Annotated in this window: 23 protein-coding genes; 13 read left to right on the top strand and 10 right to left on the bottom strand. The window is 67.2% G+C overall.

Features of this window, described 5'->3' with window-relative positions; genetic code table 11:
• Positions 1-49: 49 nt before the first annotated feature.
• Positions 50-1027 (bottom strand): Bug family tripartite tricarboxylate transporter substrate binding protein, encoded by a 978-nt coding sequence (locus FVD38_RS08865; RefSeq protein WP_123070935.1) that lies wholly within the window; start codon positions 1025-1027, stop codon positions 50-52.
• A 156-nt stretch (positions 1028-1183) separates the two neighbouring features.
• Here FVD38_RS08865 and FVD38_RS08870 point away from each other — a divergent pair, with 156 nt between their 5' ends.
• Positions 1184-1747 carry a hypothetical protein gene (locus FVD38_RS08870; protein ID WP_147934474.1) on the top strand — a complete coding sequence of 188 codons (564 nt, stop codon included), beginning with the start codon at positions 1184-1186 and terminating at the stop codon, positions 1745-1747.
• A 40-nt stretch (positions 1748-1787) separates the two neighbouring features.
• On the opposite strand, the gene FVD38_RS08875 is transcribed toward FVD38_RS08870, so the two are convergent.
• From FVD38_RS08875 to FVD38_RS08885, 3 genes are all read right to left on the bottom strand, one after another.
• On the bottom strand, positions 1788-2912 hold the full coding sequence (locus tag FVD38_RS08875) for an alpha/beta fold hydrolase (protein WP_147934475.1): 1125 nt from the start codon (positions 2910-2912) through the stop codon (positions 1788-1790).
• 61 nt (positions 2913-2973) lie between these two features.
• Positions 2974-3615 carry a DUF4230 domain-containing protein gene (locus FVD38_RS08880; protein WP_147934476.1) on the bottom strand — a complete coding sequence of 214 codons (642 nt, stop codon included), beginning with the start codon at positions 3613-3615 and terminating at the stop codon, positions 2974-2976.
• Between the two features lie 78 nt (positions 3616-3693).
• Entirely contained in the window at positions 3694-4395 is a 702-nt protein-coding gene (locus FVD38_RS08885) for a hypothetical protein (protein ID WP_147934477.1), read from the bottom strand.
• A gap of 130 nt (positions 4396-4525) precedes the next feature.
• Here FVD38_RS08885 and FVD38_RS08890 point away from each other — a divergent pair, with 130 nt between their 5' ends.
• Complete coding sequence (locus tag FVD38_RS08890; protein WP_147934478.1) at positions 4526-5191, top strand: class I SAM-dependent methyltransferase; 666 nt, start codon at positions 4526-4528, stop codon at positions 5189-5191.
• Here FVD38_RS08890 and FVD38_RS08895 read toward each other — a convergent pair.
• The 5 genes from FVD38_RS08895 to hepT form a co-directional block, all read right to left on the bottom strand.
• Positions 5184-7907 (bottom strand): HAD-IC family P-type ATPase, encoded by a 2724-nt coding sequence (locus FVD38_RS08895; RefSeq protein ID WP_147934479.1) that lies wholly within the window; start codon positions 7905-7907, stop codon positions 5184-5186. The genes FVD38_RS08890 and FVD38_RS08895 overlap by 8 nt on opposite strands.
• A gap of 85 nt (positions 7908-7992) precedes the next feature.
• Positions 7993-10806, bottom strand: coding sequence for an Hsp70 family protein (locus tag FVD38_RS08900; RefSeq protein WP_147934480.1), 2814 nt, complete (start codon positions 10804-10806; stop codon positions 7993-7995).
• Positions 10803-12659, bottom strand: a complete 1857-nt coding sequence (locus FVD38_RS08905) for an Hsp70 family protein (protein WP_147934481.1) — start codon at positions 12657-12659, stop codon at positions 10803-10805. The genes FVD38_RS08900 and FVD38_RS08905 overlap by 4 nt, the downstream gene beginning before the upstream one ends.
• A complete protein-coding gene (locus FVD38_RS08910) occupies positions 12656-13252 on the bottom strand; it encodes a DUF2760 domain-containing protein (RefSeq protein ID WP_147934482.1) in 597 nt (198 codons plus the stop codon). Before FVD38_RS08910 ends, FVD38_RS08905 begins: the two co-directional genes overlap by 4 nt.
• Positions 13253-13378: 126 nt before the next feature.
• On the bottom strand, positions 13379-13798 hold the full coding sequence (gene hepT, locus FVD38_RS08915; protein ID WP_147934483.1) for a type VII toxin-antitoxin system HepT family RNase toxin: 420 nt from the start codon (positions 13796-13798) through the stop codon (positions 13379-13381).
• Between the two features lie 173 nt (positions 13799-13971).
• Here hepT and FVD38_RS08920 point away from each other — a divergent pair, with 173 nt between their 5' ends.
• The 10 genes from FVD38_RS08920 (at position 13972) to hisN (ending at position 24108) form a co-directional block, all read left to right on the top strand.
• Complete coding sequence (locus tag FVD38_RS08920) at positions 13972-14754, top strand: 3-hydroxybutyrate dehydrogenase (RefSeq protein ID WP_147934484.1); 783 nt, start codon at positions 13972-13974, stop codon at positions 14752-14754.
• A 24-nt stretch (positions 14755-14778) separates the two neighbouring features.
• On the top strand, positions 14779-15918 hold the full coding sequence (locus FVD38_RS08925) for an AI-2E family transporter (protein ID WP_147934485.1): 1140 nt from the start codon (positions 14779-14781) through the stop codon (positions 15916-15918).
• Between the two features lie 2 nt (positions 15919-15920).
• Positions 15921-17498, top strand: coding sequence for an efflux transporter outer membrane subunit (locus FVD38_RS08930; RefSeq protein WP_147934486.1), 1578 nt, complete (start codon positions 15921-15923; stop codon positions 17496-17498).
• Positions 17495-18667: an HlyD family secretion protein gene (locus FVD38_RS08935; protein ID WP_147934487.1), complete on the top strand. Its 1173-nt coding sequence runs from the start codon at positions 17495-17497 to the stop codon at positions 18665-18667. The genes FVD38_RS08930 and FVD38_RS08935 overlap by 4 nt, the downstream gene beginning before the upstream one ends.
• 2 nt (positions 18668-18669) lie before the next feature.
• Positions 18670-19692 carry a DUF2955 domain-containing protein gene (locus tag FVD38_RS08940; RefSeq protein ID WP_147934488.1) on the top strand — a complete coding sequence of 341 codons (1023 nt, stop codon included), beginning with the start codon at positions 18670-18672 and terminating at the stop codon, positions 19690-19692.
• A 125-nt stretch (positions 19693-19817) separates the two neighbouring features.
• The gene (imuA, locus tag FVD38_RS08945; RefSeq protein WP_147934489.1) at positions 19818-20525 is read left to right on the top strand and encodes a translesion DNA synthesis-associated protein ImuA; all 708 of its coding nucleotides are present in this window, start codon (positions 19818-19820) and stop codon (positions 20523-20525) included.
• Positions 20455-21987 carry a Y-family DNA polymerase gene (locus tag FVD38_RS08950; protein ID WP_222706907.1) on the top strand — a complete coding sequence of 511 codons (1533 nt, stop codon included), beginning with the start codon at positions 20455-20457 and terminating at the stop codon, positions 21985-21987. Before imuA ends, FVD38_RS08950 begins: the two co-directional genes overlap by 71 nt.
• A gap of 87 nt (positions 21988-22074) precedes the next feature.
• On the top strand, positions 22075-22851 hold the full coding sequence (locus FVD38_RS08955; protein WP_147934490.1) for an alpha/beta hydrolase family protein: 777 nt from the start codon (positions 22075-22077) through the stop codon (positions 22849-22851).
• A 69-nt stretch (positions 22852-22920) separates the two neighbouring features.
• Positions 22921-23289: a hypothetical protein gene (locus FVD38_RS08960; RefSeq protein WP_123069588.1), complete on the top strand. Its 369-nt coding sequence runs from the start codon at positions 22921-22923 to the stop codon at positions 23287-23289.
• A gap of 9 nt (positions 23290-23298) precedes the next feature.
• Complete coding sequence (gene hisN / locus FVD38_RS08965; RefSeq protein WP_147934491.1) at positions 23299-24108, top strand: histidinol-phosphatase; 810 nt, start codon at positions 23299-23301, stop codon at positions 24106-24108.
• A gap of 102 nt (positions 24109-24210) precedes the next feature.
• Here hisN and FVD38_RS08970 read toward each other — a convergent pair whose 3' ends face one another.
• Complete coding sequence (locus FVD38_RS08970; RefSeq protein WP_147934492.1) at positions 24211-26124, bottom strand: M61 family metallopeptidase; 1914 nt, start codon at positions 26122-26124, stop codon at positions 24211-24213.
• Between the two features lie 217 nt (positions 26125-26341).
• On the opposite strand from FVD38_RS08970, the gene FVD38_RS08975 reads away from it, so the two are divergent.
• Positions 26342-26812 (top strand): Hsp20 family protein, encoded by a 471-nt coding sequence (locus FVD38_RS08975; protein ID WP_147934493.1) that lies wholly within the window; start codon positions 26342-26344, stop codon positions 26810-26812.
• Positions 26813-26927 lie beyond the last annotated feature (115 nt).

Below are 26927 nucleotides of genomic sequence, written 5' to 3' on the forward strand. Positions count from 1 at the left end.
CGGCCATGCCGCGTCACCCGTTTTACTGGGTACTACAGGAGCGTGTGGATCAGTCGACGGTCGCGCCGCTGTCCTTCACGATCTTCGACCATTTCGCGCTCTCAGCCTGCACGAACTTGGCGAAGTTTTCCGGCGTATCGCCAACGTACTCGGTGCCGGTGTCGGCCAGCACGCGCTGGAAGTCAGGCTGCTTCATGACTTTCTGCGATTCGGCGTTGATCTTGTCGACGATGGCTTTCGGGGTCTTGGCCGGCACGAACAGGCCGTACCAGGCGTAGGACTCGATGTTCAGGCCCGCTTCGGCGAAGGTCGGCACGTCCGGCAGCAGCGGCGAGCGCTTGTTGCCCGAGATGGCGATCGGCTTCACCTTGCCGCTCTTGATGTGCGGCATGATCGCGATGGTCGAGTCGAACATGATCGGGATGTGGCCGCCCAGCAGGTCGGAAATGGCCGGCGCCGAGCCTTTGTACGGCACGTGCACCATGTCGAGCTTGGTCACGCCGCGGAACAGTTCACCGGTCAGGTGCTGCGGGGTGCCGTTGCCGGCCGACGCGTACGAGAACTGGCCTTTCTTCGACTGGATGTGGGCCAGCAGTTCCTTGACGTTCTTGGCCGGCACCGATGGGTGGGCGACCAGCACCAGCGGCGCGCGCAGCAGGTTGGTGACCGGGATCAGGTCCTTGGCCGGGTCGAAGGCCATCTTCTTGTACAGGCTCGGGTTGATCACGATCGGTGCGCTGGAGGTGATCAGGAGGGTCTGGCCGTCCGGCTTGGCGCGGGTCACGGCCGCGCTGCCGATATTGCCGCCGCCACCGCCGCGGTTGTCGATCACGAACGACTGTTTCAGGTCGGTGGTCAGGCCTTTCGCCAGCGGGCGCGCCGCGATGTCGGACGGGCCGCCGGCCGGCCATGGCACGACCACGGTCACGGTGCCGGTTGGCCAGTTCTGGGCGAAGGCGCTGGTGGAGAGGACGGTTGCTGCCAGGGCGAAGACGAGGGATTTTCCTTTGGACGGGAAGACTCGCATGGTTTTGTCACCTATATAGTTGAATTATTACGCGATTATTCGATAACCTGCTGAAACGATTTTACACGAATGCCTATGCCGATTGCGTACGTAGTAGTACGTGCGCTTTTCGTTGTCCTGTAAAGTGTTGCGTGTACTTACGATTCAAGGCTGGAAATGAAATATACAGGCTTTTTCCTGGCCGGCGCCATCCTTGCCGGCGCAGCCATTGCCGCAACGCCGGCCTCGCCGGCAGTGCAGTCGATGGAGCGTATTGCTGGCGTGTACAAGCACCGCTTCATGAGCGCATTCATCGTGCCGGGCAAGGACGAAACGGAGTCCTATCAGGCGGAGGACATCGTCGAGATCGTCCCGTACGACCGCGATCATGTTTACGTGCGCGTGCACCTCGATTTCTTCAATGGCCACACCTGCGGCATTTATGGCATGGCGCGCTTCGAGGATGGCATGTTCGTGTATCGCGATCCAGAGCCGCCGATCGCGGGTGATGCGCCGTGCGTGCTCAAGATTGGAGAGAAGAACGGCAAGCTGACACTGACCGATCGGGTCCCTTCCGATGCCGGGCGTACTTGCGCGGCCTATTGCGGTGCGCGCGGCAGCCTTGATTACGAGATCGGCATGGACAAGCGGCGGCCAATCCGCTACCTGGAGCGCCTGAAGGGATCGCGGCAGTACAAGGACGCGCGTGACGCGTTGCTTCAGTCGACGCCCGCGTCCTGACGATCGACCGGCGCGTCCGGCTGGCGCAGGCAGGCCGACTTCAAGGCGCCACGTCGCCCGCCTTCTCGGCGATCGGCCGCACATGGCGCAGCAGCGAATCGAGCATCTTGCCCGGCTCTTCATTGAACATCTCGTGGCCCGAGTGCTCGAACCACACCAGTTTCTTGTGCGGCGCCTTCACGGTCTCGAACCACTCGGCGGTCACGGTCGATGAAACGTTGTAGTCGTAGCGGCCATTGAAGATGATGATCGGGCAGTCGAAGCGTTTATGAACGCTGAAGTCGGTCGAGATGACTTCGGCCAGCAGGTGGTCTTGCGAGAATTCGTTGCCTTCCCACATGGTGCGCAGGTCGGCGTCGGTGTATTCGGGCGCCAGGCGCGCCGCCGCGCCTTCGTGGGAGAAGTCCTTGCGGCCGTGCACCGCGCCGCCGTAGTAGCCCAGCCACTTGCGCTGCAGGTACAGGTCCTTGAGCACGATCGGACGGCCCGGCGTTGCGTAGGGGCCGAGCGATTCGAGCTCCTGCACTGCCTTGGCGTTGTTGTCGCGCCGCGCGGCGTCGAGCGCGAAGCGCAGGCCGCGGCGTTCGCCTTCAGGCCCGTTGGTGGCCTGGCCCATGCCGATGTAGGCGTGCAGCCACTCCGGGTGCTTGCTGGCCAGCTCGATGCCGAGCGAGCTGCCCCACGAGTGGCCGAGCACGAAGATGCGCTCTTTGCCGAACTCGCGCCGCAGCCATTGCACCATTTCCTCAGTGTCGGCGACCATGCGCGCGCGCTTCATGGTTGGCGCGATGACGGCCGGATCGTTGGCGGCATAGGTCTTGCCGGCGCCGCGCTGGTCCCACTGCACTACGGTGAAGAAATCTTCCCAGCCGCGCTGGAAATACCAGCTGGTGGGCATCGACACATAGCCCGGGCCGCCATGGATCATCAGCAGCACCGGATTACGCCTGTCCACGCCGCGCACCGAGATCCACTGGTCGATGCCGCCGATGCGCACCGCCTCGGTACGCTCGATGGCGCCCGGCATGACCAGGCGCCGCATGTCGGCGACGATCTTGACCGCTTCGGCGCGGCTGTCGGGTTTCTGTGCCGCTGCCGGGGACAGCACGGCAGCGTTCAGGATGAGGGTGAGCAAGGTGATGGCAAGCGTGAGATTCTTTGGCATTCGGAATCCTTGATAGAAGGTTATCCGACATTATCCAACAACTCACCGGGGTCTCTCCTGCTCAGGGCTTGGCAGCAGACAGCGGTTCCCATATGACGGTCGGCATCCAGCCGGTGGCGGCCAGGGTGGCCTGCATGACTGTGGCTGCGTTTTCCTTGGCCGTGTTCAGCACGGCGGGCTGGCTGCAGGCGGCCTGTACCGCCTTTTGCGCCGTCTCCAGCGCATTGTTCATCGCCGTGGTGCGGGTCTGGGCGGAAGGGATAAATGCTTGTAAGCCCTGCTCGGTGACCGCATAGAAATAGGAACCGCCCCGGTTGCGCGCCTCGTGGCTGATGCGTGCCTGCAGCGGCGTCGGCGGCGGCAGAACAATGGTGAGCGTGCGCGTACGCTCGTCGATGTCTTCGTAGCGCGCCTGGCGCAGGTCGGTCGCCACTGTGCAGTCGCCGCGCGCGACCAGCAGCACGCGGGTGCTGCCCAGCCGTACTTCCCATTGCGACCAGGGAATGTCGACCGCTTTCGGCTGCGTGAATTCGATGACGTCCGCGTAGTTCATCTTGAGCGAGACCAGGTGGCCCATCTTTTCCAGGGAAACCAGCGGCGGCGGTAGCGTGTCCTGCTCGGGCGGCTTCTTGATGAAGGCGAAGATGATGGCGGCGGCCGTGATGGCGACGAGCAGGATCGGCAGGCGTTGCGGAGATGTCATGGGACGGCGATGGCGGGTACGTGGAATCGACGGCGGCCAGTCTACCCGATCCAGCCGTCGGCCGACGCCGCCCAGCGCCTAGTCGACCTCGATCGTGGTGATCCTGATGGCCTTGCCGGGCATCGCCGGTCGCCATGGGCCGTCGATCACCTCGATGCGATCGACGCCGAAGCGGGCGAAATCGTCCCTGGTGAAGGTCCATCCGTCCATGTCGGGCAGGTCGAAGCGGCTCGCCTGTCCATACGTCGTGATGTCTTGCCTGACGCCGATCTTCTTGAAGAAGTCGGTCTCGCGCTGGAGCAGCGGCTGGGTTTCCTTCCGGTGGTCGGCCCAGAATGCATCCTGCTGTTCCTTCGTCATGACATCGTAGGCGGCTTTCCGCTCACCGCCAAGCTTGAACGTCGCGCTGCTGATGCCTCCGTGGAAGCCGATGACGGCCACGTTGCTGACGGTCCTGCGCGGCGCGGCGGTGAACACGTAGTTGGCGCAGGAAGACAGGCAGTACGCGCTTACCTTGACGTCCAGGCCCTTCCGGTACACCCAGTCACCGAGGTCGAGGCCGAAGTCGACGATGCCGCCCTTGCTCTCGATGGCGAGCACCGTCGGCTTGATGGCCAGGCTGTCGTACAGGGCGAACAGGCGCCCGTTGGCGTCGTCGTCCAGGTAGCCGGAATAATGCAGCTCGCCGTTCTCGACGAACACCCGGGTGGTGTCGGTGGCGCTGGCCGCGGTGGCGAGGAAGGTGACGGCAATCAGGCAAGCGTATCTTGATCGGGGCATGGGCAGGCATCATCCGGAATCGACCCTGCATTATGTCGCGCCGGTCACGAAAAAGGCTCACCGAAAATCACGACCGGCCATTCCGGGGAGCTGCGTCCGGTTGGTGCATAATCGGCGTCAAGGAGGGAATATGGCCAGTCATACCGATGCAGCAATCCTCGAATCCTGGTCGCGCAACGCGACTCCCTGGACCAGCGCAGTGCGTAGCGGAGAGATCGAGAGCCGCACCCTGGTGACCAACGCCGCCATCGTCGAAGCGGTGCGCGCGCGTGCGCCGCGCAGCGGCGTCGATCTCGGCTGCGGCGAAGGCTGGCTGGTGCGCGCGCTGCCGGAGGTCGAGATGGTCGGCGTGGATGCGATCGACGGACTTGTCCAGCAGGCGCGGGCGGCCGGCGGCGGCGACTTCCGCGTGCTGTCGTATGAACAGATCGCGGCCGGCGAGCTGGCCTTGTCGGTCGACGTCGCCATCGCCAACTTCTCGCTGATCGGACATGAAGCGGTCGACGGCCTGTTCGCCGCCGCGGCGACGTATCTGCGGGCCGGTGGAACGCTGATCGTGCAGACCGTCCATCCCTTGATGGCCTGCGGCGACGCTCCCTATGTCGACGGCTGGCGCGCGGGCAGTTGGGCCGGCTTCAGCATTGAATTCCAGGACGCGCCGCCCTGGTACTTCCGCACTATCTCGAGTTGGATCGCGCTGTTCGAGCGGCACGGGCTGCGCGTGGTCGAGATGCGCGAGCCGCTGCATCCGCGCACCGGCAAGCCGGTGTCGCTGATCCTGGCAGGCGTCAGCTGATTTCCGCGAACACGCCCCAGCGCCGCAGCAGCAGCTTTTCGACTTCGAGCACCACCATGAACGTCAGCCCGATGCCGAGGATCGCCACGCCATCGACCAGCGCCACGGCGCGGGTATCGAACAGCGCCTGCATCCACGGCAGGTAGGTGAACGCGAGTTGCGCCACCACCACGACCACGATTGCCCATAGCACCGCCGGCGTGCCGCGCGCGCCGCGCCAGGTGAACGAGCGCATGTGCAGGTAGCGCACATTGAACAGATAAAAAATCTCGAGCACGCACAGCATATTGACGACCATCGTGCGCGCCGCCTCTGTGCCCAGCCCGCGGCGTTCGGCCCAGGCCATCACGGCGAACACGCCGGCGGTGAACATCACCGACACGGCCGCCACCCGCCACAGCATGAAGGGCGACAGCAGCGGCGCTTGCGGGTCGCGCGGCCGGCGCCCCATCACGCCCGGTTCGGCCGGCTCAAAGGCCAGCACCAGGCCGAGCGTGATGGTCAGGATCATGTTGATCCAGAGGATCTGCGGGGGCGTCATCGGCAAGGTCAGTCCCAGCACCATTGCCGCGACGATGGCCAGCACCTCGCCGCCGTTGGTGGGCAGGGTCCAGGCGATGACCTTGCGGATGTTGTCGTAGACAGTGCGTCCTTCGCTCACGGCGGCCACGATGGAGGCGAAGTTGTCGTCGGCCAGCACGATCTGCGCCGCTTCCTTGGCCGCCTCGGTGCCCTTGTTGCCCATGGCGATGCCGACGTTGGCCTGCTTGAGCGACGGGGCGTCGTTGACGCCGTCGCCCGTCATCGCCACCACTTCGCCCTCGGCCTGCAGCGCGCGCACCACGCGCAGCTTGTGGGCGGGATTGGTGCGGGCGAAGACGTGGGTGCGGCGCGCCAGGGTCCGCAGTTCGGCGTCTGAGACGGCATCGACGTCCTGGCCGGTCGCCACCACCGGCTGTTCGGCGAGGCCAAGTTGCGCGGCGATGGCGGCGGCAGTTGCGCCATGGTCGCCGGTGATCATCTTGACCGCGATGCCGGCGCTGCGGCAATCGGCGATCGCGGCCAGCGCCTCGGGACGCGGCGGGTCGATGAAGCCGACCAGGCCCAGGAACACCAGCTCGTCCACGGCGTCGAAGTCCAGCTGCTGCGGCGCGTACTGAAAGCGGCGCAGGGCGAAGCCCAGCACGCGCTCGCCGCTGGAGGCAGCGGCGGCGATCTGGCCTTCCCACCAGGCGGCGTCCAGCGGCAGCCGTGCGCCGGCCGCATCGAGCTGGCTGCCGCTCATGGCCAGCACGCGCTCCGGCGCGCCCTTGACGAACAGCTCGGCGCCGCCGTCGGCCAGGCCGTGCAGGGTGGCCATGAAGCGGTGCTGGGCGTCGAACGGGATCTCGTCGGCGCGCGGATGGCCGGCGCGCAAGGCGTCCGGCTCGAGCCCGGCCTTCATCGCCAGCGCCACCAGCGCGCCTTCCATCGGATCGCCGTCGACCCGCCAGCCGCCCGCATGCTGGTGCAGGTGGGCGTCGTTGCACAGCAGGCCGGCTTCGACCAGGCGGCGCGCATTGGCCGGCAGGCCGGCGCCGCCCTCGGGCAGATCGAACGCGCCCAGCGGCGCATAGCCGGCGCCGCTCACGCCGATGCTACCCGCCTCGGTCACCACGCGGCAGGCCGTCATCTCGTTGCGGGTCAGAGTGCCGGTCTTGTCGGAGCAGATCACGGTGGTCGCGCCGAGCGTTTCCACCGCCGGCAGGCGGCGCACGATGGCGTGGCGTGCGGCCATGCGCTGCACGCCGATGGCGAGGGTGATGGTGATCACCGCCGGCAGGCCTTCGGGCACCAGCGCCACCGCGATCGCCACCACCACCATCAGCGCCTCGACCCAGTCCATTCCTTTCAGGCCGACCGCATAGGCGAACAGCAGGGCGGCCACGGCGATCGACAGCACCGTGAAGCGCCGCCCGAAGCCGTTGATCTGGCGTAGCAGGGGCGTGGTGAGCGGCTCGACCTTGCCGAGCATGGTGCTGATGTGGCCGATCTCGGTGTGGCTGCCGGTGGCGACCACTAGGCCGAGGCCCTGGCCGGCGGCGACCAGCGTGCCTGAATACGCCATGCCTTCGCGGTCGCCCAGCGCCGCATTGGCATCGACGGCGTGGCCGGTCTTGACGCTGGGCACCGATTCGCCGGTGAGGATCGCTTCGTCGATCAATAGTGCGCGGGCGCGCAGCAGCCGCAGGTCGGCCGGGACGCGGTCGCCCGCTTCGAGCAGCACCACGTCGCCTGGCGCCAGCGTGGCCACTGGGACGGTCGCGTGCTGGCCTGCGCGCACCACGCGCGCATTGGGCGCCAGCATGGCCTGCAGGGCGCCGAGGGCTTGCTCCGCCTTGCCTTCCTGGACGAAGCCGACGATGGCGTTCACGGTGACCACGCCGACGATCACGGCCGCATCGACCCAGTGCCCGAGCACGGCGGCCAGCGCCGCGGCGAAGAGCAGGAACAGGATCAGCGCGTTATTGAATTGCAGCAGAAAGCGCAGGATGGCGGGTGTGCGCGGCGGAGTAGGCAGGGTGTTGGGACCGTGCAGCGCCACGCGGCGCGCCGCTTCTTCTGGTGCGAGTCCTTCGGGCGAGGAGGAGAGCCTGGAGAGTGCGTCTTCGGCCGGCAGGGCGTGCCAGTGGTGGGCTGGCGCCGCCAGTCGGTCGGGGGAGATTGGTTGGTTCATGGACGATGCTGGAATCGCTTCCCGGTACATGATGACAAAAATTTACCACAGTAAACCTTTGTCATCAAGCGATGCCGACCGTCCTTCAGCGCAGTAGTTTCAATCCCGGCGGCAGGGCGTCGCCCAACAGGCGCGTCTCGACGGCCTGGTCCAGCTCCACCACTTCGCGCACCATCGCGGTCCACATCGGCGGTGCGCCGCTGGACGCCAGGCGGCGCAGCACATCCGCACGTACTTCCTCGTTGATGTCGCGCGAGCGGTCGCCCGTCATGCGCGCGATGTGGGCGGCGGCAAAGCCGGCCGGCTCCACCTTGCGCCAGTCGAGCTGCAGCAGTTTTACCAGCCAGCTTTCGGCCACCTCGGGCGGCGCCACTTCGTGGGCGCTCGACTGGAACGACTGGCGCGCGCCGACCCGGCCCAGGGCCCACAGGTAACGGCCATAGCGCGCGCTGGCGCGCGCATCGAGCTTGCCGGCGGACGGGATGTCATCGATCTGCCCCAGCAGCCATTCACCGATCTCCGCCTTGTAGGCTGACGGAATGCGTTCGAGCGAGGCGCCGACGCGCAGCATGTCTTCCTCGCTGCCGTCGACCAGGGTGACCGGCCGGCGTCCGCGTTCGGATTCGTCGGCCTGCAGGTTGAAGGCGAAATCGTCCAGTACACGCAGCTGCGATTCGGTCGACAGGCCGCCCGCCACCCGGCGCCACAAGGTCCACCATTCGGCGCGCACCTGGCTGTCCTTGTGGTGCTGGACGCCGCCGTCGAACATCGCCCACAGCTGCTCCATGCGCCATTCGTCGAGCGGGTGGCCGAAGCCGGGACGCAGGCAGTAGCCGGCGAGATTCAGCCAGGCGCGCTCGTGCTCGACAGACCTCCGCCGACCCTTGGCGCGCGCCAGCAGGGCGTCGAACAGGCGCCGCAGCAGGGGCGTGGGCCAGCGTTCGCGCGATCCGAGCAGGTGTTCCAGGCCGGCGCGCAGCTGTTTCACTTCCTTAGGGTCGACCTGTTTCGAACGGGTGCCGAACACGCGCTCGATCTTCTCGACGGCGGCATCCAGCTCCAGAGGCAGTACCTCTTCCTGCGTATCGCCGTCTTCTTCGCCGCGCAGCTGGAAGGCGAGCTGCCAGCGCTGACCGCCATCCTCGGCCACGCAATGCACGTCGAGCGTGCCGACTTCGCTCAGTGTCGTCACCAGCCGCACCGGGATCTCGGTCGGTGCGCCGCGCGCGGCGCGCAGCACGGTGGCGATCGCCGGCAGGCGCACCACGGCCGATGGATCCAGGTCGATGAGGTCGCCCGGCTGCGGCGGCGCGCCGCTGTCGGCGATGGTCGACACCAGGTGAAAGCGCACCGGACGGCCCACGCGCAGCGCGAAGCTGCGGTCCGCCAGCGCCACCTCGAGCGCGGCTGGCGTGCCGCGCGGGAGCAGGCAGACGGTGCGCAGCCTGTCTCCTTGCGCCTCGCCATCGAGCAGCAGGTAGTAGCTGCGCGCGGCGCCGCTTTCGATGGCCGGGGCCAGGCCCTGGCGTGCCAGCGTATAGGCCACGGCGCCGCGGGCGACGGCGATGTCGGGATTCTCGTTGTGCAGCACGCGCACGGGAGCACCTCGCCATGCCGTCAGTGTATCGACCAGCCGCTGCGCGAGCGCCGCGCCCCTGAACACGCCGCCGTTGAGCAGCACCGTGTCGGGCACCGGTAAGCTGCCATCGTCGGGCAGGCCAAGCGCCTCGCGCGCGGCGGCCGCGTGCTGGCGCAGGAAGCCCGCCAGGTGGCGCGTGATGGCCGGGTCGCTCGCATACGGCAGGCCGAATTCGACGATGCCGGCGCGTGCGCGTTTCGCGTCCTCCTGCGCCGCATTGAGCGGCAAGAAGCCATCGAGCACGATGCGCTCGATGTCTTCGCGCCGCAAGTCGGCTTTGCGGCTGGCGCCGATCAGGCGGCTGCCGGCGCCGAGCAGGGTGACGGTGACGTGGTCCGGCGCATCCTCGGCCAGCAACTGCTCTTTCGCGGCGCGGCAGCGTTCGGTGAGTTGGGCCAGGCGCGCACTCGACAGGCGGCTGCGGGTGGCGTCTTCGCCGGCCTGTTCGGCCATGCGCGTCTCGACCAGGTGGGCCAGCGCCAGGTCCATATTGTCGCCGCCCAGGATCAGGTGGTTGCCCACGCCGATGCGGGTGAGCGATGGTTCGCCATCCGTGGCTTCGACCTTGACCAGGCTGAAGTCGGTGGTGCCGCCGCCGACGTCGGCCACCAGCACCAGGCGAGTATCGGAAAGCTGCGCAGCCAGGTTTGTGCGATGCCGGTACAGCCAGTCGTACAGGGCGGCCTGCGGTTCTTCCAGCAGACGCACGTCCGGCAGGCCGGCCTGTTTCGCCGCCTCCAGCGTCAGCGCACGCGCGCCTTCGTCGAACGAAGCCGGCACCGTGAGCACGATCTGCTGGCGTTCAAGCGGCTGTTTGGGAAAGCGCGTATTCCACGCGGCGCGCAGGTGGGCCAGGTAGCTGGCGCTGGCCGCCACCGGCGACACCTTGGCCACGTCACCGTCGGCACCCCAGGGCAGGATGGGCGCCATGCGGTCGACGCCGGGATGCGACAGCCAGCTCTTGGCGCTGGCCACCAGGCGCCCCGGCGTGGCCGCGCCGAGCGCACGCGCCAGGCGTCCGAGCGCGACGCGTTCGACGCCGGCGACATCGAGTGTGTTCCAGGGGAGTTGCAGTTCACCGGGCGCGAGTTCATCCGCGCCCGGGTGGTAGCGCATCGACGGCAGCAGCGGCGCGCCGGCGACTTCGCCGGGCGCCACCAGCTGGTCGATCGAAAACAGCTCGATCGCACCTTTGCCGTCGTGGGCAAAGGCCAGCACCGTATTCGTGGTGCCGAGGTCGATGCCTACCAGGTACGTCACTGTGCGTCGGAGGCAGTACGAACGTCGAACTCGACCTTCCAGCGCTGGCCGTCACGGGCGACAGCCGCCAGTTCCAGCGTGCCGGCGTCAGTGGCCAGCGCATGCAGTTTCACCTGCACGACTTCGCCGGCGACACGGCCTTCGGCCGGCAGCGTGGCCTGGATCTCGTTCAGTTCCTGTAGTTCTTCCGGACCCCAGAACTCGAGCACGTCGCCGATGCGGTCCTGGCGGCGGGTGGTCGAACCGAAGAAGCGGAAGGTCACCGGCTCGCCGATCACCAGGCCGAATTCCTGGCCCGGCAGTTCGAGCTCGCTGCCTTCTTCCATGCCGAACGGCGCGACGCACAAGGCTTCCAGCGGCGGCTCCATGCCGGGGATGGCCGGCATCGACGATTCGACGCCGACATAGTAGGAACGCGCCGTGCCGCCGCGGATGCGCACGCCGCCGCCACGCCGCGCGTAGCTGAAATAGGCCGCGCCGCGTGCCACTGCCAGATCAAGGTCGGCACCTTCGAGCATGCGCGCCGGTTCCGCGCCTTCCATGTACAGCCAGTCGTTGATGGTGTCCATCACGCGCTGGGCGAGAATGCCTGACTTGAACACGCCGCCGTTGAACAGCACCGCGCTCGGATGCAGGAAGCTGTGCTCCGCGGTCACGCGGCCCTGGAAACCTTCGAGTTCGGCGGTGGCGCCTTCCTGGCGCGCCAGGAAGGCGGCCAGGTGGCGCGTGATCGCGGCGTCCTGCGCATACGGCAGGCCGAGCTGGGTCAGGCCGGCGCGGGCGCGCACGGCCGGACGTGCCGACGCTTCCACGCGCGGGAAGAAACCATCAGTGATGAAGGAGGTGACTTCTTCGCGCGTGAGTTCGGTGCGGATCGAGCCGCCGATCAGCTTCGAGCCACGGCTCGGCACCACGATCGGGTGGGTGGTGGCGTTCGGATTGGCCAGCAGTTCTTCCTTGGCGCTGCGGCAGCCATAGGTGAGGGCGCGCATCTGCCAGGCGTCGAGCTGGGTGCCATTAGTGGCGAGCTTGCGCGCCACGAAGTGGGCCAGCGCGAGATCCATATTGTCGCCGCCCAGCAGGATGTGGTCGCCCACGGCCACGCGGTGCGGTTCGAGCTTGCCGTCGCGTTCGAGGATGGCGATCAGCGAGAAGTCGCTGGTGCCGCCGCCGACGTCGACCACCAGGATGATGTCGCCCGGTTGGACTTGCTTGCGCCAGCGGCCGCCGCTGCCCTGGATCCAGCTGTACAGGGCCGCTTGCGGCTCTTCCAGCAGGGTGGGTGCGAAGCCGGCCTGGCGCGCCGCTTCCGCGGTCAGTTCGCGCGCGGCCGGGTCGAACGAGGCGGGGATGGTGACCGTGACCGATTGCTGGTCGAACGGCGCCTCCGGGTGCGCCGCGTTCCAGGCCTGGCGCAGGTGTTCGAGGTAGCGGGTCGACGCCGCCAGCGGCGACACCTTGGTGACTTCTTCAGGCGCATCCTGCGGCAGGATCGCGGCGCGGCGGTCCACGCCGGGATGGCACAGCCAGCTCTTGGCCGACGACACCAGGCGGATCGGCGTGGTGGCGCCACGGCTGCGCGCCATCTCACCGGCCACCGCGGTTTCTTCGCCCTGGCTCCAGGGCAGGGCGCGTTCGCCGGCCGGCATCTCGTCCGGGTGCGGCAGGTAGAGGAAGGACGGCAGCAGCGGCAGCGCCTCGATCGTGCCGGGGGCGGTCAGCTGCGGGATCGGCAGCACGGCGTCGACGGCCTTCTCGCCGTCGCTGGCCTGCAGGTCGACATACGAGAGGGCGCTGTGTGTGGTGCCCAGGTCGATGCCGATGGCATAGCGTGCGTTTTCCGGTTGGCTCACAGTTCCACCTCCGCCGGGGCCAGCACGCGCGCGTCATGGCTCTCGGCCAGTTGCGGCAGCGTGACTTTCGATGCGCGCCAGCCGCGATGGCTCAGGGTGCCGTTGAACGGCGCCTTGCCGACCACATTGCCGGTCAGGCGCACGCTGGCGGCGTCGAAGCCTTCGTTCAGGGTGATGCGGCTGCCTTCGGATTCGGTACGCACCGGTTCGATGGCGAAGTGCTCGCGCAGCACGCGCGCGCAGCCTTCGTGCACGACGCGGGCGGCTGCGCCGATGTCGGCGTCCGAATAGGAAGAGAGGTTTTCGTGGGCGAAGTCGATCAGGCGGGCTTCGCGCTGGAATAGGCTCAGCAGTTGCAGGGCCGAATCCGGGCTTGGGGCGCGCAGCGGCGTCGGGGCCGGCGTTGGCGCTGGAGTCGGGGCTGGAGTCGGGACGGGGGCAGATGCGGGGACAGGAGCGGGTGCAGCGGTCGGGCCGACGCCGTCATCGCGCACGCGCGCGGCGAACTCGGCGTCGCCGAGCGATTTGAACAGGGCGCCGAAGGCGATCGACAGGCGGCTGAAGAAGCCAGGCAGATTGGAAGGTGTGCTCATTTTTTTCTTGGTAATCAGGTGCGGGATGGCTGGTTGTCATGTCAGACAATGGGAGAGCCACCCCCGGAAAAAGGCGAATCATACCAGTTGGCGCCTATTTTTCGCGCCGACAACTGGCTGGAAAGTTTATTCGACGAGTCGTGCGCCGCCCAGCAAGGCAGCCGAATAATCGGTGAAATCGTCGAGGCCGCGTTTGACGATGGTCACCAGGGCCGGCAGCGGCGCCGCCTGATAATCCCATTCGGCGCGGCAAAACTCGCCGGTGCGCTTGAGATCCTCGGCCAAGGTGGGTGCGATCCAGCCATGCTCGGCCAACAAGGTGATGACCTCGCGCTCGTCCTGCGGCAGGCCGAGGCGGGCATTGCCGATTACATAATCGCCCATCTCGATCGCCGCTTCCCAGGCGCGGAGCACGTTCAGGGTGGCGGCATCCTGGCGCGTGATGTCGTCAGGGAAAGTATTCGGATCTTTTTCGAACTCGTCGCGGGCACGCTGGCAGCAGCGTTCGATGATGCCGGCCTTGCTGACCAGAATGTCGTCATCCATGGTGCCTCCGTGTTGGGTGGTCTGTGTGCCCATAAGGGCGAAACCACTCAGATGGTGCCAGTACGTCAAGAAACAAGATGCGGCGCCGGTCTTGCCGGGATCATGCGACCAAGGTCCAATTGTCTGAATTGTGCGAGCGGTCGAGCATCTGACAGGTATTCCAGGGAGGTGTCATGAAGCTCGAAGGAAAGGTTGCCGTCATCACCGGCGCCGCCAGCGGCATCGGCAAGGAAATCGCGCTCACCTATGCGCGCGAAGGCGCGCGCATCGCCATCGCCGACCTCAACCTGGAGGCGGCCGAGCTTGCCGCCGCCGGGATGCGCGACGCAGGTCACCAGGCGCTGGGCGTGGGCATGGATGTCGCCAATGAAGCGCACGTCGAGGCCGGCATCGAAGCGGTCGCCGCGCAATGGGGCGGCATCGATATCCTGGTGAGCAATGCGGGCATCCAGATCGTGCATCCGATCGAGGTGTTTCCGTTTGCCGACTGGCGCAAGATGCTGGCGATTCACCTCGACGGCGCCTTTCTCACCACGCGCGCCTGCGTGCGGCATATGTACGCGGGCGGGCGTGGCGGCAGCATCATCTATATCGGTTCCGTGCACTCCAAGGAAGCGTCGGTGCTCAAGTCGGCCTATGTCACGGCCAAGCATGGACTCGAAAGCCTGACCAAAGTCATGGCCAAGGAAGGCGCGAAGCATGGCGTGCGCGCCAACCTGATCGCGCCGGGTTTCGTGCGCACGCCCCTGGTCGACAAGCAGATTCCCGAGCAGGCGCGGGAGTTGGGCATCTCCGAGGACGAGGTCATCAAGAACGTGATGCTCAAGGAGACCGTCGACGGCGAGTTCACGACGGTCCAGGACGTTGCCAGGGTCGCGCTGTTCTTCGCCGCTTTCCCCTCGAATGCGCTCACCGGCCAGTCGCTGATCGTGAGCCATGGCTGGTTCATGGAGTAGGCCAGCAAAGAAAGGGACCGCCCCGTGAACGCCCCCGACAAGCTCGACACCAATCTCGAAGAACGCCTGTCGAGAAAGCTGCTGGATGTGTTCATCCGGGCCGGCATCGTGTTCGGGCTGGCGCTGCTGAGCTACCGCATCTTCGCTCCCTTCCTGTCGCTCATCGTCTGGTCGGTGGTCCTGGCGGTGACCTTGTATCCGGCGCACCAGAAGCTGGCGCAGCGTATGGCGGGCAAGCAGGGGCTGGCGGCCACCCTGCTGGTGATCGCCGGCATCGTGCTGATCGGGGTGCCGACGGCAATCCTGATGACCTCGCTCGGCGAATCGCTGCAGGACGCCGTCGCCAGCATCCGCTCCGGTACCCTGAAGGTTCCCGCGCCGTCGCCCGATGTGGCCGAATGGCCGCTGGTCGGCAAGCGCATCCACGAAGTGTGGCTGGAAGCCTATACGGATTTGCCGGCGCTGCTGCGCAGCAGGCATGCGCAAGTGACTGACCTGACCAGGAGGGCGCTGCAGGTGGTGGCCAGTATCGCCGGGGCGATGCTGGTGTTCCTGTTCTCGTTCATCATCGCCGGCATCGTCATGGCCTGGGGCCGGGCGGGCGCCAACGCCATCAGGTCCATCTTCGTGCGCATGGTGGGCATCGAGCGCGGCGAGGAGTTCGCCCTGCTGTGCACGTCGACCATCCGGGCGGTGGCCCTGGGCGTGCTGGGCGTGGCCTTCATCCAGGCGATCGTGATCGGCCTGGTGTTCATTCTTGCCGGTGTGCCGTTTGCGGGCCTGCTGTCCCTGCTTATCCTGGTGCTGGGCATCGTGCAGGTGCCGGCCATCCTGGCGACCCTGCCGGTGATTATCTATATCTGGACCAGCGGGGGCTATAGCAGCACGCAGGCGATCACGTATTCCGTGCTGCTCCTGCTCGCCGGCTCGCTCGACAATGTGCTCAAGCCGCTCTTGCTGGGGCGCGGGGTGGATGCACCGATGCCCGTGATCCTGCTCGGCGCCCTGGGTGGATTGGCCAGCGCCGGCCTGCTGGGCATGTTCGTCGGCGCGGTGTTCCTGGCACTGAGCTACCAGGCCTTCATGTGGTGGGTGGCGAACAGCCCCGATGCCGTGGCGCCGCCTGCGCCTGTGCCAGGGCCTGTGACGGCGGCGCCGGAGTAACCGTGTGCGCCGCGCTCGGGAGGCGGTCGGGCAGGGGCGCGCTGGCGCTGGCAGGCGCGGCGCTGCTGGGCGCTTGCGGGACGGTCGGGCCCGACTTCGAACGTCCTGATATGCCGGCCGCGCTGGCTGGCTGGGACGGCGGTTCGCTGGCTTCGCTGAAATCCGGCGCCGGCGCGCCGGGACGCGGATCGATCCAGCAATGGTGGCGCGGCTTCGACGATGCCGTGCTCGACGCGCTGATCGCCGAGGCGCAGCGCGTGAACCCCACGGTGCGCGCCGCCGGCCTGCGCATCATGGAAGCACGCGCCGAGCTCGGGATCGCCGGCAGCACGCTCTATCCGCAGGGGCAACAGCTCAGCGGCGAGTTGCTGCGCGTGGGCCAGCGGCGGGCAGGCGGGCCGGACAGCAGCCTGAGCAACTTCGACACCCATCTCGACATCAGCTGGGAACTCGACTTCTGGGGCAAGTTCAAACGCGGCATCGAGGCGGCCGACGCCGGCTACCTGGCCAGCATCGCCCGCTACGACGATGTGCAGGTCTTGATGGCGGCCCAGGTGGCCAGCCTGTATTGCACGATCCGCACCACCGAGGCACGGTTGACGATCGCGCGCGACAATGCGGCCTTGCAATTGCGCAGCCTGGAGATCACCGAGCTGCTGTTCCGTGGCGGCAACGAGGCCGAGCTGGACGTGCAGCAGGCCCGGACCTTGTACCTGGGCACCCTCGCCACCATCCCTCCGCTCGAGATCGGCCTGCGCCAGGCCCAGAACGCCTTGAGTATCCTGCTGGCGCGCGCGCCCGGCCCGCTGCCCGAGATGAACGCGAGGGAGGCGGGCCTGCACACGATGACCAGGCTGCCTGCCGACCTGATTACCGAACTGCCCGCCGATCTGCTGCGGCGCCGGCCCGATGTGCGGGCGGTCGAGATGCAGCTTGCCGCCCAATCCGCCCTGATCGGCGTGAGCGCGGCCGAGCTCTATCCCTCGATCTCGCTACTGGGATCGGTGGGCCTGTCGGCCACCTCGCTGGATGGGGCGCCGCGGGTGCTGAACTGGGCGCTTGGCTCGGGCCTGCTGTGGAATGTGTTCGACCATGGACGGCTGAGCAATGGCGTGCTGGTGCAGGATGCCCGCTTCCAGCAGCTTTATGAGCAGTACCAGGGGGCGGTGCTGAATGCGGCGCGCGAGGTCGACGATGCGGCCGCCGGCTTTGCCCGGACGGGGGCGCAGATCGTGCTGCTGGCCGATGGCGTCAAGGCCGCCCGGCGTTCGCTGGATATCGCCAGCTTTCAGTATCGCGAGGGCTTGACCGATTTCCAGCGCGTGCTCGATTCCCAGCGCTCCCTGTTTAGCCAACAAGAGCTCCTGGCCACGTGCCAGGGCAGCCTGGCGCAGAACCTGATCGCCCTCTATAAGGCCATGGGCGGCGGCTGGGAGCAGGGCAGGAGCCGCCCACCCGTGGATGAGGCGACCCGCGCCGTCATGGAGCGGCGCAGCGACTGGAAGGACGTCCTGCGCGCGCCCTTGCGGGCGCCCGGCGCCGAGGGCCTGCCAGAACCTGGCGGGGAGCGCAGGCCATGAGCCCGGAACCGGTCAAGCTCGAACAGTCGGCGCCACCCGGCGAGGGGGCGCCGACGCCCGTCCCGACGTCGTCGCCGACGCCGGCGCCAGCGCGGCCGGGCAAGAAAAGCCGGCTGGGCTTGATCGTCGTGCTGGCGCTGATCGTGGCCAGCCTGGGCTGGTATCTGGTGGCGGATCGCCTGACGCCATACACCTCGCAGGCCCGGGTGCAGGCCTTCGTGGTGCCGGTGGCATCCGAGGTGACGGGCATGGTGCACGAGGTCTACGTCAAGAACAACGACGAGGTGGAGGAAGGACAGCTCCTGTTCCATATCGACCCCAGCACCTACCGCATCGCCCTGCGGCGCAGCCTGGCGGACTATGAATCGGTGCGGCGCTCGGTCAATGCCTCGGCGCTGGCGGTGGAGGCGGCCGAGGCGGCGCTGCAGGCCGCCAAGGCCATGCATGTGTTCGCCAAGCAGGACGCGGGCCGGATGGAGCAGATCTTCGCCAAGGACCCCGGCGCGTTGTCGATCCGCCGGGTGCAGAATGCGCGCGCTTCGCTGGCAACGGCGCGCAGCCAGGAAATCGCCGCCCAGGCGGAGCTGCGCCGCGCCGAGGAGGCGGCCGGCGAGCAGGGAGAGCGCAATGCGCAGCTGCTCAGCGCCCGCGCGGCGGTCGAGAAGGCCGAGCTCGATCTGGAACGTACCGCCGTGACCGCGCCCGCACGCGGCCTGGTGACCGACTTGCGCACCGATGTCGGCCAGGTCGTGCAGGCCGGCTCGGCGGCGATGACCCTGATCGCCGTCCACGACCTCTGGATCAGCGCCGACATGACCGAGAATAACCTCGGCAATATCACGCCGGGCGACGAGGTCGCCATCGTGCTCGATGTGGTGCCGGGCAAGGTCTTGAAAGGACGGGTGCGCAGCGTGGGCAGCGGGGTCAATTCGGGCCGGCAGACCCAGGCCGGCACCTTGCCCGAGATCGACAACAGCCGCGATTGGCTGCGCCAGGCGCAACGCTTCCCGGTCGCCGTGGAATTCGACCCGTCCGAGCGCGCCCAACTGCGCGCGGCCAGGATCGGCGGGCAGGCCGACGTGCTGGTGTACACGGACGACTACGGCCTGATGAACTGGCTGGGCGCCGTCTTCATCCGCCTGATGAGCTACCTTTCTTATCTTTATTGACAATGGAGCGCGCTGACAAGGCGGTGTTGCGGCTGGCGATTGGCCTGGCGCTGGCCGTGCTGCTCGCCTATGGCCTGGCGCTGCCGTCGCCGTTCGTGCTGTGTGTCATGACCGTGCTGTTGCTGAGCAAGCCGGGGCCGCCGATGCCCTTGCTGAAGGGGATGGTGGTGGCCGTGCTGGTCGCCGTGGTGCTGGCGGCCGGCGTGCTGATGGTGCCGCTGCTGGAGCATTACGCCAGCGTCGCGCTGGTGCTGACGGCGCTGCTGCTGTACGCGGTGTTCTTCGTCGGCCTGCAAAGCGGCAGCCCGCTGGCGAATATCGTGGCGATTGCCTTCACCCTGGTTCCGGTGGCCGGCGTGGTCGACCAGGCCCTGGTGCCGGCGATCAGCACCGCCATCGCGCTGGGGCTTTTTGTCGGCGTGCTGGTCGGCAGCCTGTCGCATGCCTTGTTCCCGGATGACCCGGACGCCGGCGCCAGGCCGGCGCTCCCCGCCGTTGCCGCGCACGCGGTCAGATGGCGCGCCGCGCAGGCCACGCTGGTGGTCATGCCGGTGCTGGTGATGGCCCTGATCCACCCGGCTTTCTATCTGTCCGCCATCATCAAGTCGGTGCTGCTGGGCCAGCAGGCCGGCTCCACCGGCGCCCGCTCGGCGGGGCGGGTCCTGGTCGGGTCGACCCTGGCGGGTGCGGGCATGGCGACCCTGGCCTGGTTCGGCCTGGCCTTGTTGCCTACCTTGTGGATGCTGGTGCTGTGGATGGCCGCCGCCGCGCTCTGGAGCGGAGCCAGGCTGTTCGGCCTCAAGGCCTCGGCGCTGCCACCCTCGTTCTGGAGCAATGCCCTGGTGACCATGCTGATCCTGCTGGGGCCGGCCATCGAGGATAGCGTGGTGGGGAAGGACGTCGGCCACGCCTCGCTCGTGCGGGTGAGCTTGTTCATCGTGCTGGCGCTGTATGCCTGGGCCGTTGTGTGGGTGCTGGAAGGGTGGCGCGCGTCGAGGTCGTCGCGAGTTGGTCAGTTTGAGTAGAGAGACGTTTAATTTTAGTCAATACCAGTGACCCAATTGGTATAGCCAAAATGAATAGGTCTTGCAAAACGCGACTTCAGCGAGTACTGTACGTTTATACAGTATTTGTTCGATAAGCCTGAACTATGAACCATTCAGCCATCCTTGCCGCACCAGAGGCAGTGCACCCATCGCTGTGGCGCGCGTCGCAGCTGGCGCATGCCGACACGCGCTGCATCGACACCGGCCACCCAACGCTCTCGGGCCAGCTTCCCGGCGGCGGCTGGCCCGGCGGCACCCTGGTCGACCTGCACTTGCAACAGCCCGGCATCGGCGAGCTGCGCCTGCTGCGGCCGGCCCTGGCCGCCTGCGCCGAACGCCGCATCGTGCTGCTGCAGCCGCCCCATCCACCCCAGGCCCTGGCGCTTGCCGCGCTCGGCCTGGAGCCATCGCAGTTGCTGTGGCTGCGCACGACGCGCACCGCGGACGCACTGTGGGCGGCCGAGCAGGTGTTACGTAGCGGTAGTTGCGGTGCCTTGTTGTTCTGGGCCAACCATATGCGTAACGACAATCTGCGCCGCCTGCATCTGGCGGCGCAAGGCGGCGAAACGCTGTTTTTCATGCTCCGCCCGCTGGCGGCGGCGCAGGATGCATCTCCCGCGCCTTTGCGTCTTGCGCTGCGGCCAGCGGCCGGCGGCATGAATATCGACTTCGTCAAACGTCGGGGACCGCAGCGCGAGGCGCCGCTGTTCCTTCCTCTTGGATCTTCACTACTGCAACGCCATGCGCCTCTGGATCGGCCTGTATTTGCCCCAGCTACCGCTCGAGGTCTTCAGCCCACGCTGGTTCAGTGAATCGGCGGGTGAGGCGGCGGGCGAGGCCGGCGGTGTTGCTGGCGGCTCGGACCCTGGCAGCGTCATCCTTGAGCAGGAGCGGGTAATGGCGCTGTCGCCGGCGGCGCGCGCTGCCGGCGTGCAGATCGGCATGCGCCGCGGTGGCGTGCTGATGCTGATGCCCGAAGCGCGCATCGAACTGCGCAGCCATGAGCGCGAAGCCGAGGCCATGGATGCGGTGGCCATGACCATGCTGCACTACACGCCGCAGGTGGCGCTGGCCGAAGAAGCGACGCTGCTGCTCGATATCGGCGCCAGCCTGCGCCTGTTCGGCGGCATCCGGCGCCTGTGTGAGCGCATTCGCGCCAATATGGCGGCGCTCGGCTTCACGGCCTGCATCGCCTGCGCGCCCACCGCGCGCGGGGCCTGGCTGCTGGCGCGCCGTAATGCCGGTCGCGCCCTCTCGATGGATTCGCTGGTGCGGCGCCTCGACCGCTTGCCGGTGGGCCTGCTGCCGCCGGCGCGGCCGTTCGCCAGCTGGTTCGAAGGCATCGGCTGCTGCCGCCTGGACGAGCTGCGGCGCCTGCCGCGCCCCGGCCTGCAGCGGCGCTGCGGACGGTCCCTGCTCGACATGCTGGACGCCGCCTATGGCATGAACGCCGAATTGTTCCAGTGGGTGGCGCCGCCGGAGCGCTTCCATGCGCGGCTCGAACTGTTCGACCGGCTCGAACAGGCCGACCTGCTGCTGGCCGGCGCCCATCGCCTGGTGTTGCAGATGACGGGCTGGCTGTGTGCACGCCAGCTGGCGGTCGAGCGCATCCTGCTGTCGCTCGATCACGAGCGCGGCCGCATGGCGCGTCCACCGACCCTGGTCGAGGTGGCGCTGGCCGAACCCACCTGGCGCGACGAGCACCTGCTGCGCCTGCTGCGTGAGCGCCTGGCCAAGCTCGAACTCGAGGCGCCCGTGATCGGCATCGGCCTGGAGGCGCAGCAATTGCAGGCGATGGCGCCGCCGACCGACTCGCTATTCCCCGATCCCGGCGGCACCGAAGAAGACCGGATGCGCATGATCGAGCTGCTGGTGGCGCGCCTGGGCGCAGACAATGTCTTGCAGGCGCTGCCGGTGGCCGACTACCGGCCCGAAGTCGCCAACGCCTGGGTGCCGGTGCAACAGAAGGTGAGCGCCGCCGCGCGCGCGGCGCAGATGCCGCCCGACGTGCAGAGCCTGCCGCGCCCGAGCTGGCTGCTGGCCAAGCCGATCGCGCTCCTGATGCGCGACCACCGGCCGTTCTACGGTTCACCCCTGCGGGTGGCGTCCAATCCCGAACGCATCGAGGCCGGCTGGTGGAGCCAGACGCAAACGCGCGACTACTTCATCGCCGAGGGGCAAGACCACGCGCTGTACTGGATCTATCGCGAGCGCATCAACGGCACGGGCGAGGATGCCGCGCCGCGCTGGTTCTTGCATGGCTTGTTCGGGTAATAGGCGCGTCGATGGATGTCTCCATTGGCAGATGTCGGCGTCGCGCAAGCCCATGCTATCGTGTTGCGACAACATCAGGAGACGTGCATGGCAGGCGAAGCAGTCCACTTCAAAGGCGCCGACGGCCAGTTGCTGGCCGCGCGCCTCGATGCACCCGAGGGCCTGGTCAAGGCCTACGCCCTGTTCGCCCACTGCTTCAGCTGCGGCAAGGACGTCTTCGCCGCGGCCCGCATCGCGCAGGGCCTGACGCGCCATGGCATCGCCGTGCTGCGCTTCGACTTCACTGGCATCGGCGCCAGCGAGGGCGAATTCGCCAACACCAATTTTTCATCCAACCTGTCCGACCTGGTGGCCGCCGCCGACTTCCTGCGCAGCGAGTACGCCGCGCCCCAACTCCTGGTCGGCCACAGCCTGGGCGGCGCCGCGGTGCTGGCCGCGGCGTCCAGCATGCCCGAGGTGAAGGCAGTCGCCACGGTCGCGGCGCCGAGTGACCCGCACCACGTCACCGGCATGTTCCGTGAGCACATCGACGCCATCACCACGCATGGCGTCGCCCACGTCCAGCTGGCCGGCCGTCCATTCACGATCAAGCGCCAATTCCTGGAAGACGTCGCCGAGCAGCGCCTGGAACAGAAGATCCGCGACCTGGGCCGCGCGCTGCTGGTGATGCATTCGCCTTCGGACGACACCGTTGCCGTGGCCAACGCGGAGCAGATCTTCCAGGCCGCGCGCCATCCGAAAAGCTTCGTCTCGCTCGACGACGCCGACCACCTCCTCAGGCGCCGCCAGGACGCCGTCTACATCGCCGACGTGATCGCCGCCTGGGCCTCGCGTTATCTCGACCTGGGCCGCGCCGAGCCATAAGAGAACCAGCGAACGGTCGCGCCGATTCGATAAGGCATAATCCGCCCATCGAAGCCGACCGGAGGAAGCATGAAGCGATTCACGAACCTGGCAGCCCTGGCTGCCCTGACGCTGGCCGCGTCGACATACGCCCACGCCCAGGCGCAGCAAACCCTGGAAACGCCGGGCTTCACCGTCAAGATCACGCAGCAGTGCGAGGAGGGTAACGTCACCTGCGACGACGTGCGCTACGTCGGCACCAGCAAGAAGTCCGGCAAGGCGATTTCCCTGCGCGGCAAGACCATGCATTCGCTCGCCGCCGACGGCGTCACGCCCGGCGCCTTCCAGGGCTATGTGTTCAAGTCCGGCCGCGTGACCTATACCGTCTTCGCGGACGGCCGCCTGGTGGTCACCGAGGGCAAGAAGACGCTGGTGAACCAGCGCGGCGAATGGAAGTGACGGGTTGATATGCTGATCGACAACGCGCAACTGGACCTCCTGCGCGCCTTTGCCGAAGAACTCGCGGACGCCGCGGGCGCCGCCATCCTGCCGCACTTTCGCGCCGACCTCGTCGTCGAGGACAAGGCCGCGCAAGCCGGCGGGGCGGTGTTCGACCCAGTCACCGTGGCCGACCGCGCCGCCGAACGGGCGATGCGCTGCCTGATCTCCGCACGCTATCCGGAGCACGGCATCGTCGGCGAGGAGGAGGGCAGCGTCGACGGCGCCAGTCCCTTGAAATGGGTGCTCGACCCGATCGACGGCACCCGCGCCTTCGTCACCGGCCTGCCAATCTGGGGCACGCTGATCGCCCTCAACGACGGCATAAAGCCCGTCATCGGCGTCATCGACCAGCCGTTTACGCGCGAACGCTTCATCGGCACGCCGCATGGCGCCTGGTGCAACGGCGCGCCGATCCGCACGCGCCGTTGCCCGACCCTCGCGCAGGCGCGCGTGATGCTGACCGTGCCCGCGGCCGGCGCCAAAGTCGCCGAGCAATCCGTGTTCGACGCCATCGCCTCCCAGGCGCAGATCGTGCGTTTCGGCGGCGACTGCTATGCCTACGGCCTGCTGGCCCATGGCCTGGTCGACCTGGTGCTGGAAGCGCACCTCGACGTCCACGACGTGCAGGCCCTGATCCCCGTGGTCGAAGGCGCCGGCGGCGTAATCACCACCTGGAAGGGCGGCGATCCGCAGCACGGCGGCTCGGTCATCGCCTGCGGCGACCCGGACCTGCATCGGCAACTGCTGCCGCTGATCGCGCGCCTGCGTAGCGCTTGAGCGCTATCCGATCTCCTGTTTCCGCATGCCGGTCAATGGCGGATGCATCACCAATAAAAACGGCGGCCCGAAGACCGCCGCGATGTCATTGCCCGGACAGGATTATTTTGCCGCCTTGAACAACGCGTCCAGGCGATCCCTCGTGCCTGGAATGCGCTCCAGCTTCGGATACCGCAGGCCGTCGCGATAGTCGAGCGTGATGGTGCGCAGCTTGTCCCCCTTGCGCACCAGCAGCGCGATCGGCGCCTTGCCGTCCTTGTTGGCGCTTACCGCCGCTTTCAGCACGTCGCCCTTGTAGGCGCGGTTGTTGACCGCCACGATGGTGGTGTTGGCCGCCAGGCCGGCGCGGAAGCCCACGCCGTCCCACACCACGCCGGCGACGTCGCCATTGCTGCGCACCGAGAAGCCGAGCGAATAGGTGAAGTCGGCGCTGCGGCTGCGTTCCTCGGCAGCGCGGACGGCGTTGCTTGGGGTGTCGCCGTACACCAGCTTCCAGCCGGCGCGGGCCAGGCCGTCGAGCGGCGCGCCCGGGCCATGGCCGTCCAGGCGCGCGCGCAGGAACGGCGCCCAGTCGAACTTCTGCACCTTGGTCAACGCCGCCACCACGTCGTCGAAGGTGTAGTACACCGCGTCGATGCTGCCGTCCTCGATGCCGAAGAAGGCGCGCGCAAAATGTTCCAGGCTGCGCTTGTCGCCCGAGAGTTCGCGGATCTTGGTGTCGACGTCGAGCCAGATCAGCATGCCCTCGGTGTAGTAGTCTTCGCTGCGCTGCCAGTTGCCCCAGCCGATCGGCTTGCGGCCGTTGATGATCGGATCGTTGACTGTGTCCTGCACCGCGCGCCAGTCGCGGCCCTGCGTCTTGTCATAGCGCGCCGCGTCGATCGCCAGCGCTTCACGCGCATGGTTCTGCGACACCAGGCCGGAACGCGCGGCCAGCACCTTGCCCCAGAACTGGGTCTGGCCTTCGTACACCCACAGCAGTTCGTTCTGCAGCGGGGTGTTGAAGTTGGCCACGTCCTGGCCCGCGGGGCGGCGGAATTTTCCGTTCCAGGAGTGCACGAATTCGTGCGGCAGCAGCTCGCGGCCGGCTTCGTTGCGGCCCCAGTCGGTGAAGTAGCCGAGCCGCACGCCGTTCTCGCTCGACTGCTGGTGCTCGCGGCCGATGCCGCCGAATTCGTCCGAGATCGCGAACAGGAAATCGTATTGCCGGTAGTGGCGCGAGCCGAACAGCTTGATCGCCTGGTCGACCATCGCGCGGTGCAGCGCGACCTGCTCGGGTTTCGCATCCAGGCTCTCGGGATTGTCGGCCACCACGTTCAGCATCACCGGCTGCTTGGCGCCCGGCGCCAGGTCGATGCGCTTGAAATAACGGCCGGCGAACAGCGGCGAATCGACCAGGGTGTCGAGGTCGTGCGGCTTGAAGCGCACCTCGTCGCCAGTGCGGGCATCGACCGCCAGCGAGCTGGCGAACTGCCAGCCGGCGGGCAGGGTGAGCGTCGGCTGCACCGTGATACGGCGCGCGTGGTAGCCGGCCGGGTACAGCGCCACCGATTGCCACTGGACGCCGAGGATGTCGTCGGTCATCGTGATGCGGCCCTGGCTGGTGTCCAGCGGCGACAGGAACTGGTATTCGGCCACCAGTTCGGTGGCGCCTTCCGGCACCGTCACATGAAAGGCGTGGACCTGCACCGGGTCGCGCGTCCACTCGAGCGGCTTGCCGCCCGCGCTGAACTTCAGGCCGGCCAGCTGGGTCAGCGGAATATTGGGGCCGTGATTGCCCGGCGCCCACTGCGGATAGAGCAGGGTGATCGGACCCGCTTGCACCGGCATCGACAGCCGCATGCTGAAGATCTGCTGCGACAGGTTGCTGGCGTCGACGTGCAGCGCGATCGTGCCTGGATACGGATCATTGCCGACGGCAGGAACCTGGGCTGAAGCGGGCAGGGCAAGCGCGAGAGCAAGAGCGAGGGCGCTGACCGGACGGGCGGCGCGGGCGAGGAAGGGGAAGACAGTCATCGTGAAGCGGGAAGCCAAGGGGAAGCCGGCGAGTGTAGCACCCCATCCAACCCAAATTTCTCTTGATACATCATGCAAACAAAATTTGCAAAAACACTTAAAAATCCGTATTTCGTATGACTTGAAAATCGTTTGGCATGACATTAGATTGGTACCAACGGAATGCTCAACAGAGGTTCCGTCCCTTATCGCTTAACTTCACAAGGATATGACTATCATGCGTACTTTCGACCTGACTCCCCTGTACCGTTCCGCCATCGGTTTCGATCGCCTGGCCAGCCTGCTCGAGCAACGCGCCGAAGCGCAGCCGAGCTACCCGCCGTACAACATCGAACTGGTGAGCGAAGACCAATACCGTATCGTGATGGCGCTCGCCGGCTTCACCCGCGACGAAGTCGAGATCGTCACCGAGCGTGACAGCCTGCACGTCACCGGCCGCAAGCAGAAGGACGACGTCCAGCGCACCTTCCTGCACCGCGGTATCGCCGCACGCGATTTCGAGCAGCGCTTCCAGCTGGCCAACCACGTGAAGGTCACCACCGCCTCGTTCGACAACGGCATGCTCACCATCGAACTGGTGCGCGAAGTGCCCGAAGCCCTGAAGCCGCGCAAGATCGTGATCGGTGATGCGACCGGCACCATCAATGGCGACAACGTCAAGACCCTGGAACAGCGCGAAGCCGCCTAAGCCTGGTCTGCCGTTAGCCTAATCAACGTCGTTCCCGCGCAGGCGCACTGCTGTCCGGGATAATTTGAGGGGAAATTGCTGGAAGGGTTGCAGGGACTGGTTTACCGGCGTATAC

Origin of the sequence: Massilia arenae, assembly GCF_008014745.1 — a bacterium.
Lineage (GTDB): Bacteria > Pseudomonadota > Gammaproteobacteria > Burkholderiales > Burkholderiaceae_D > Telluria > Telluria arenae.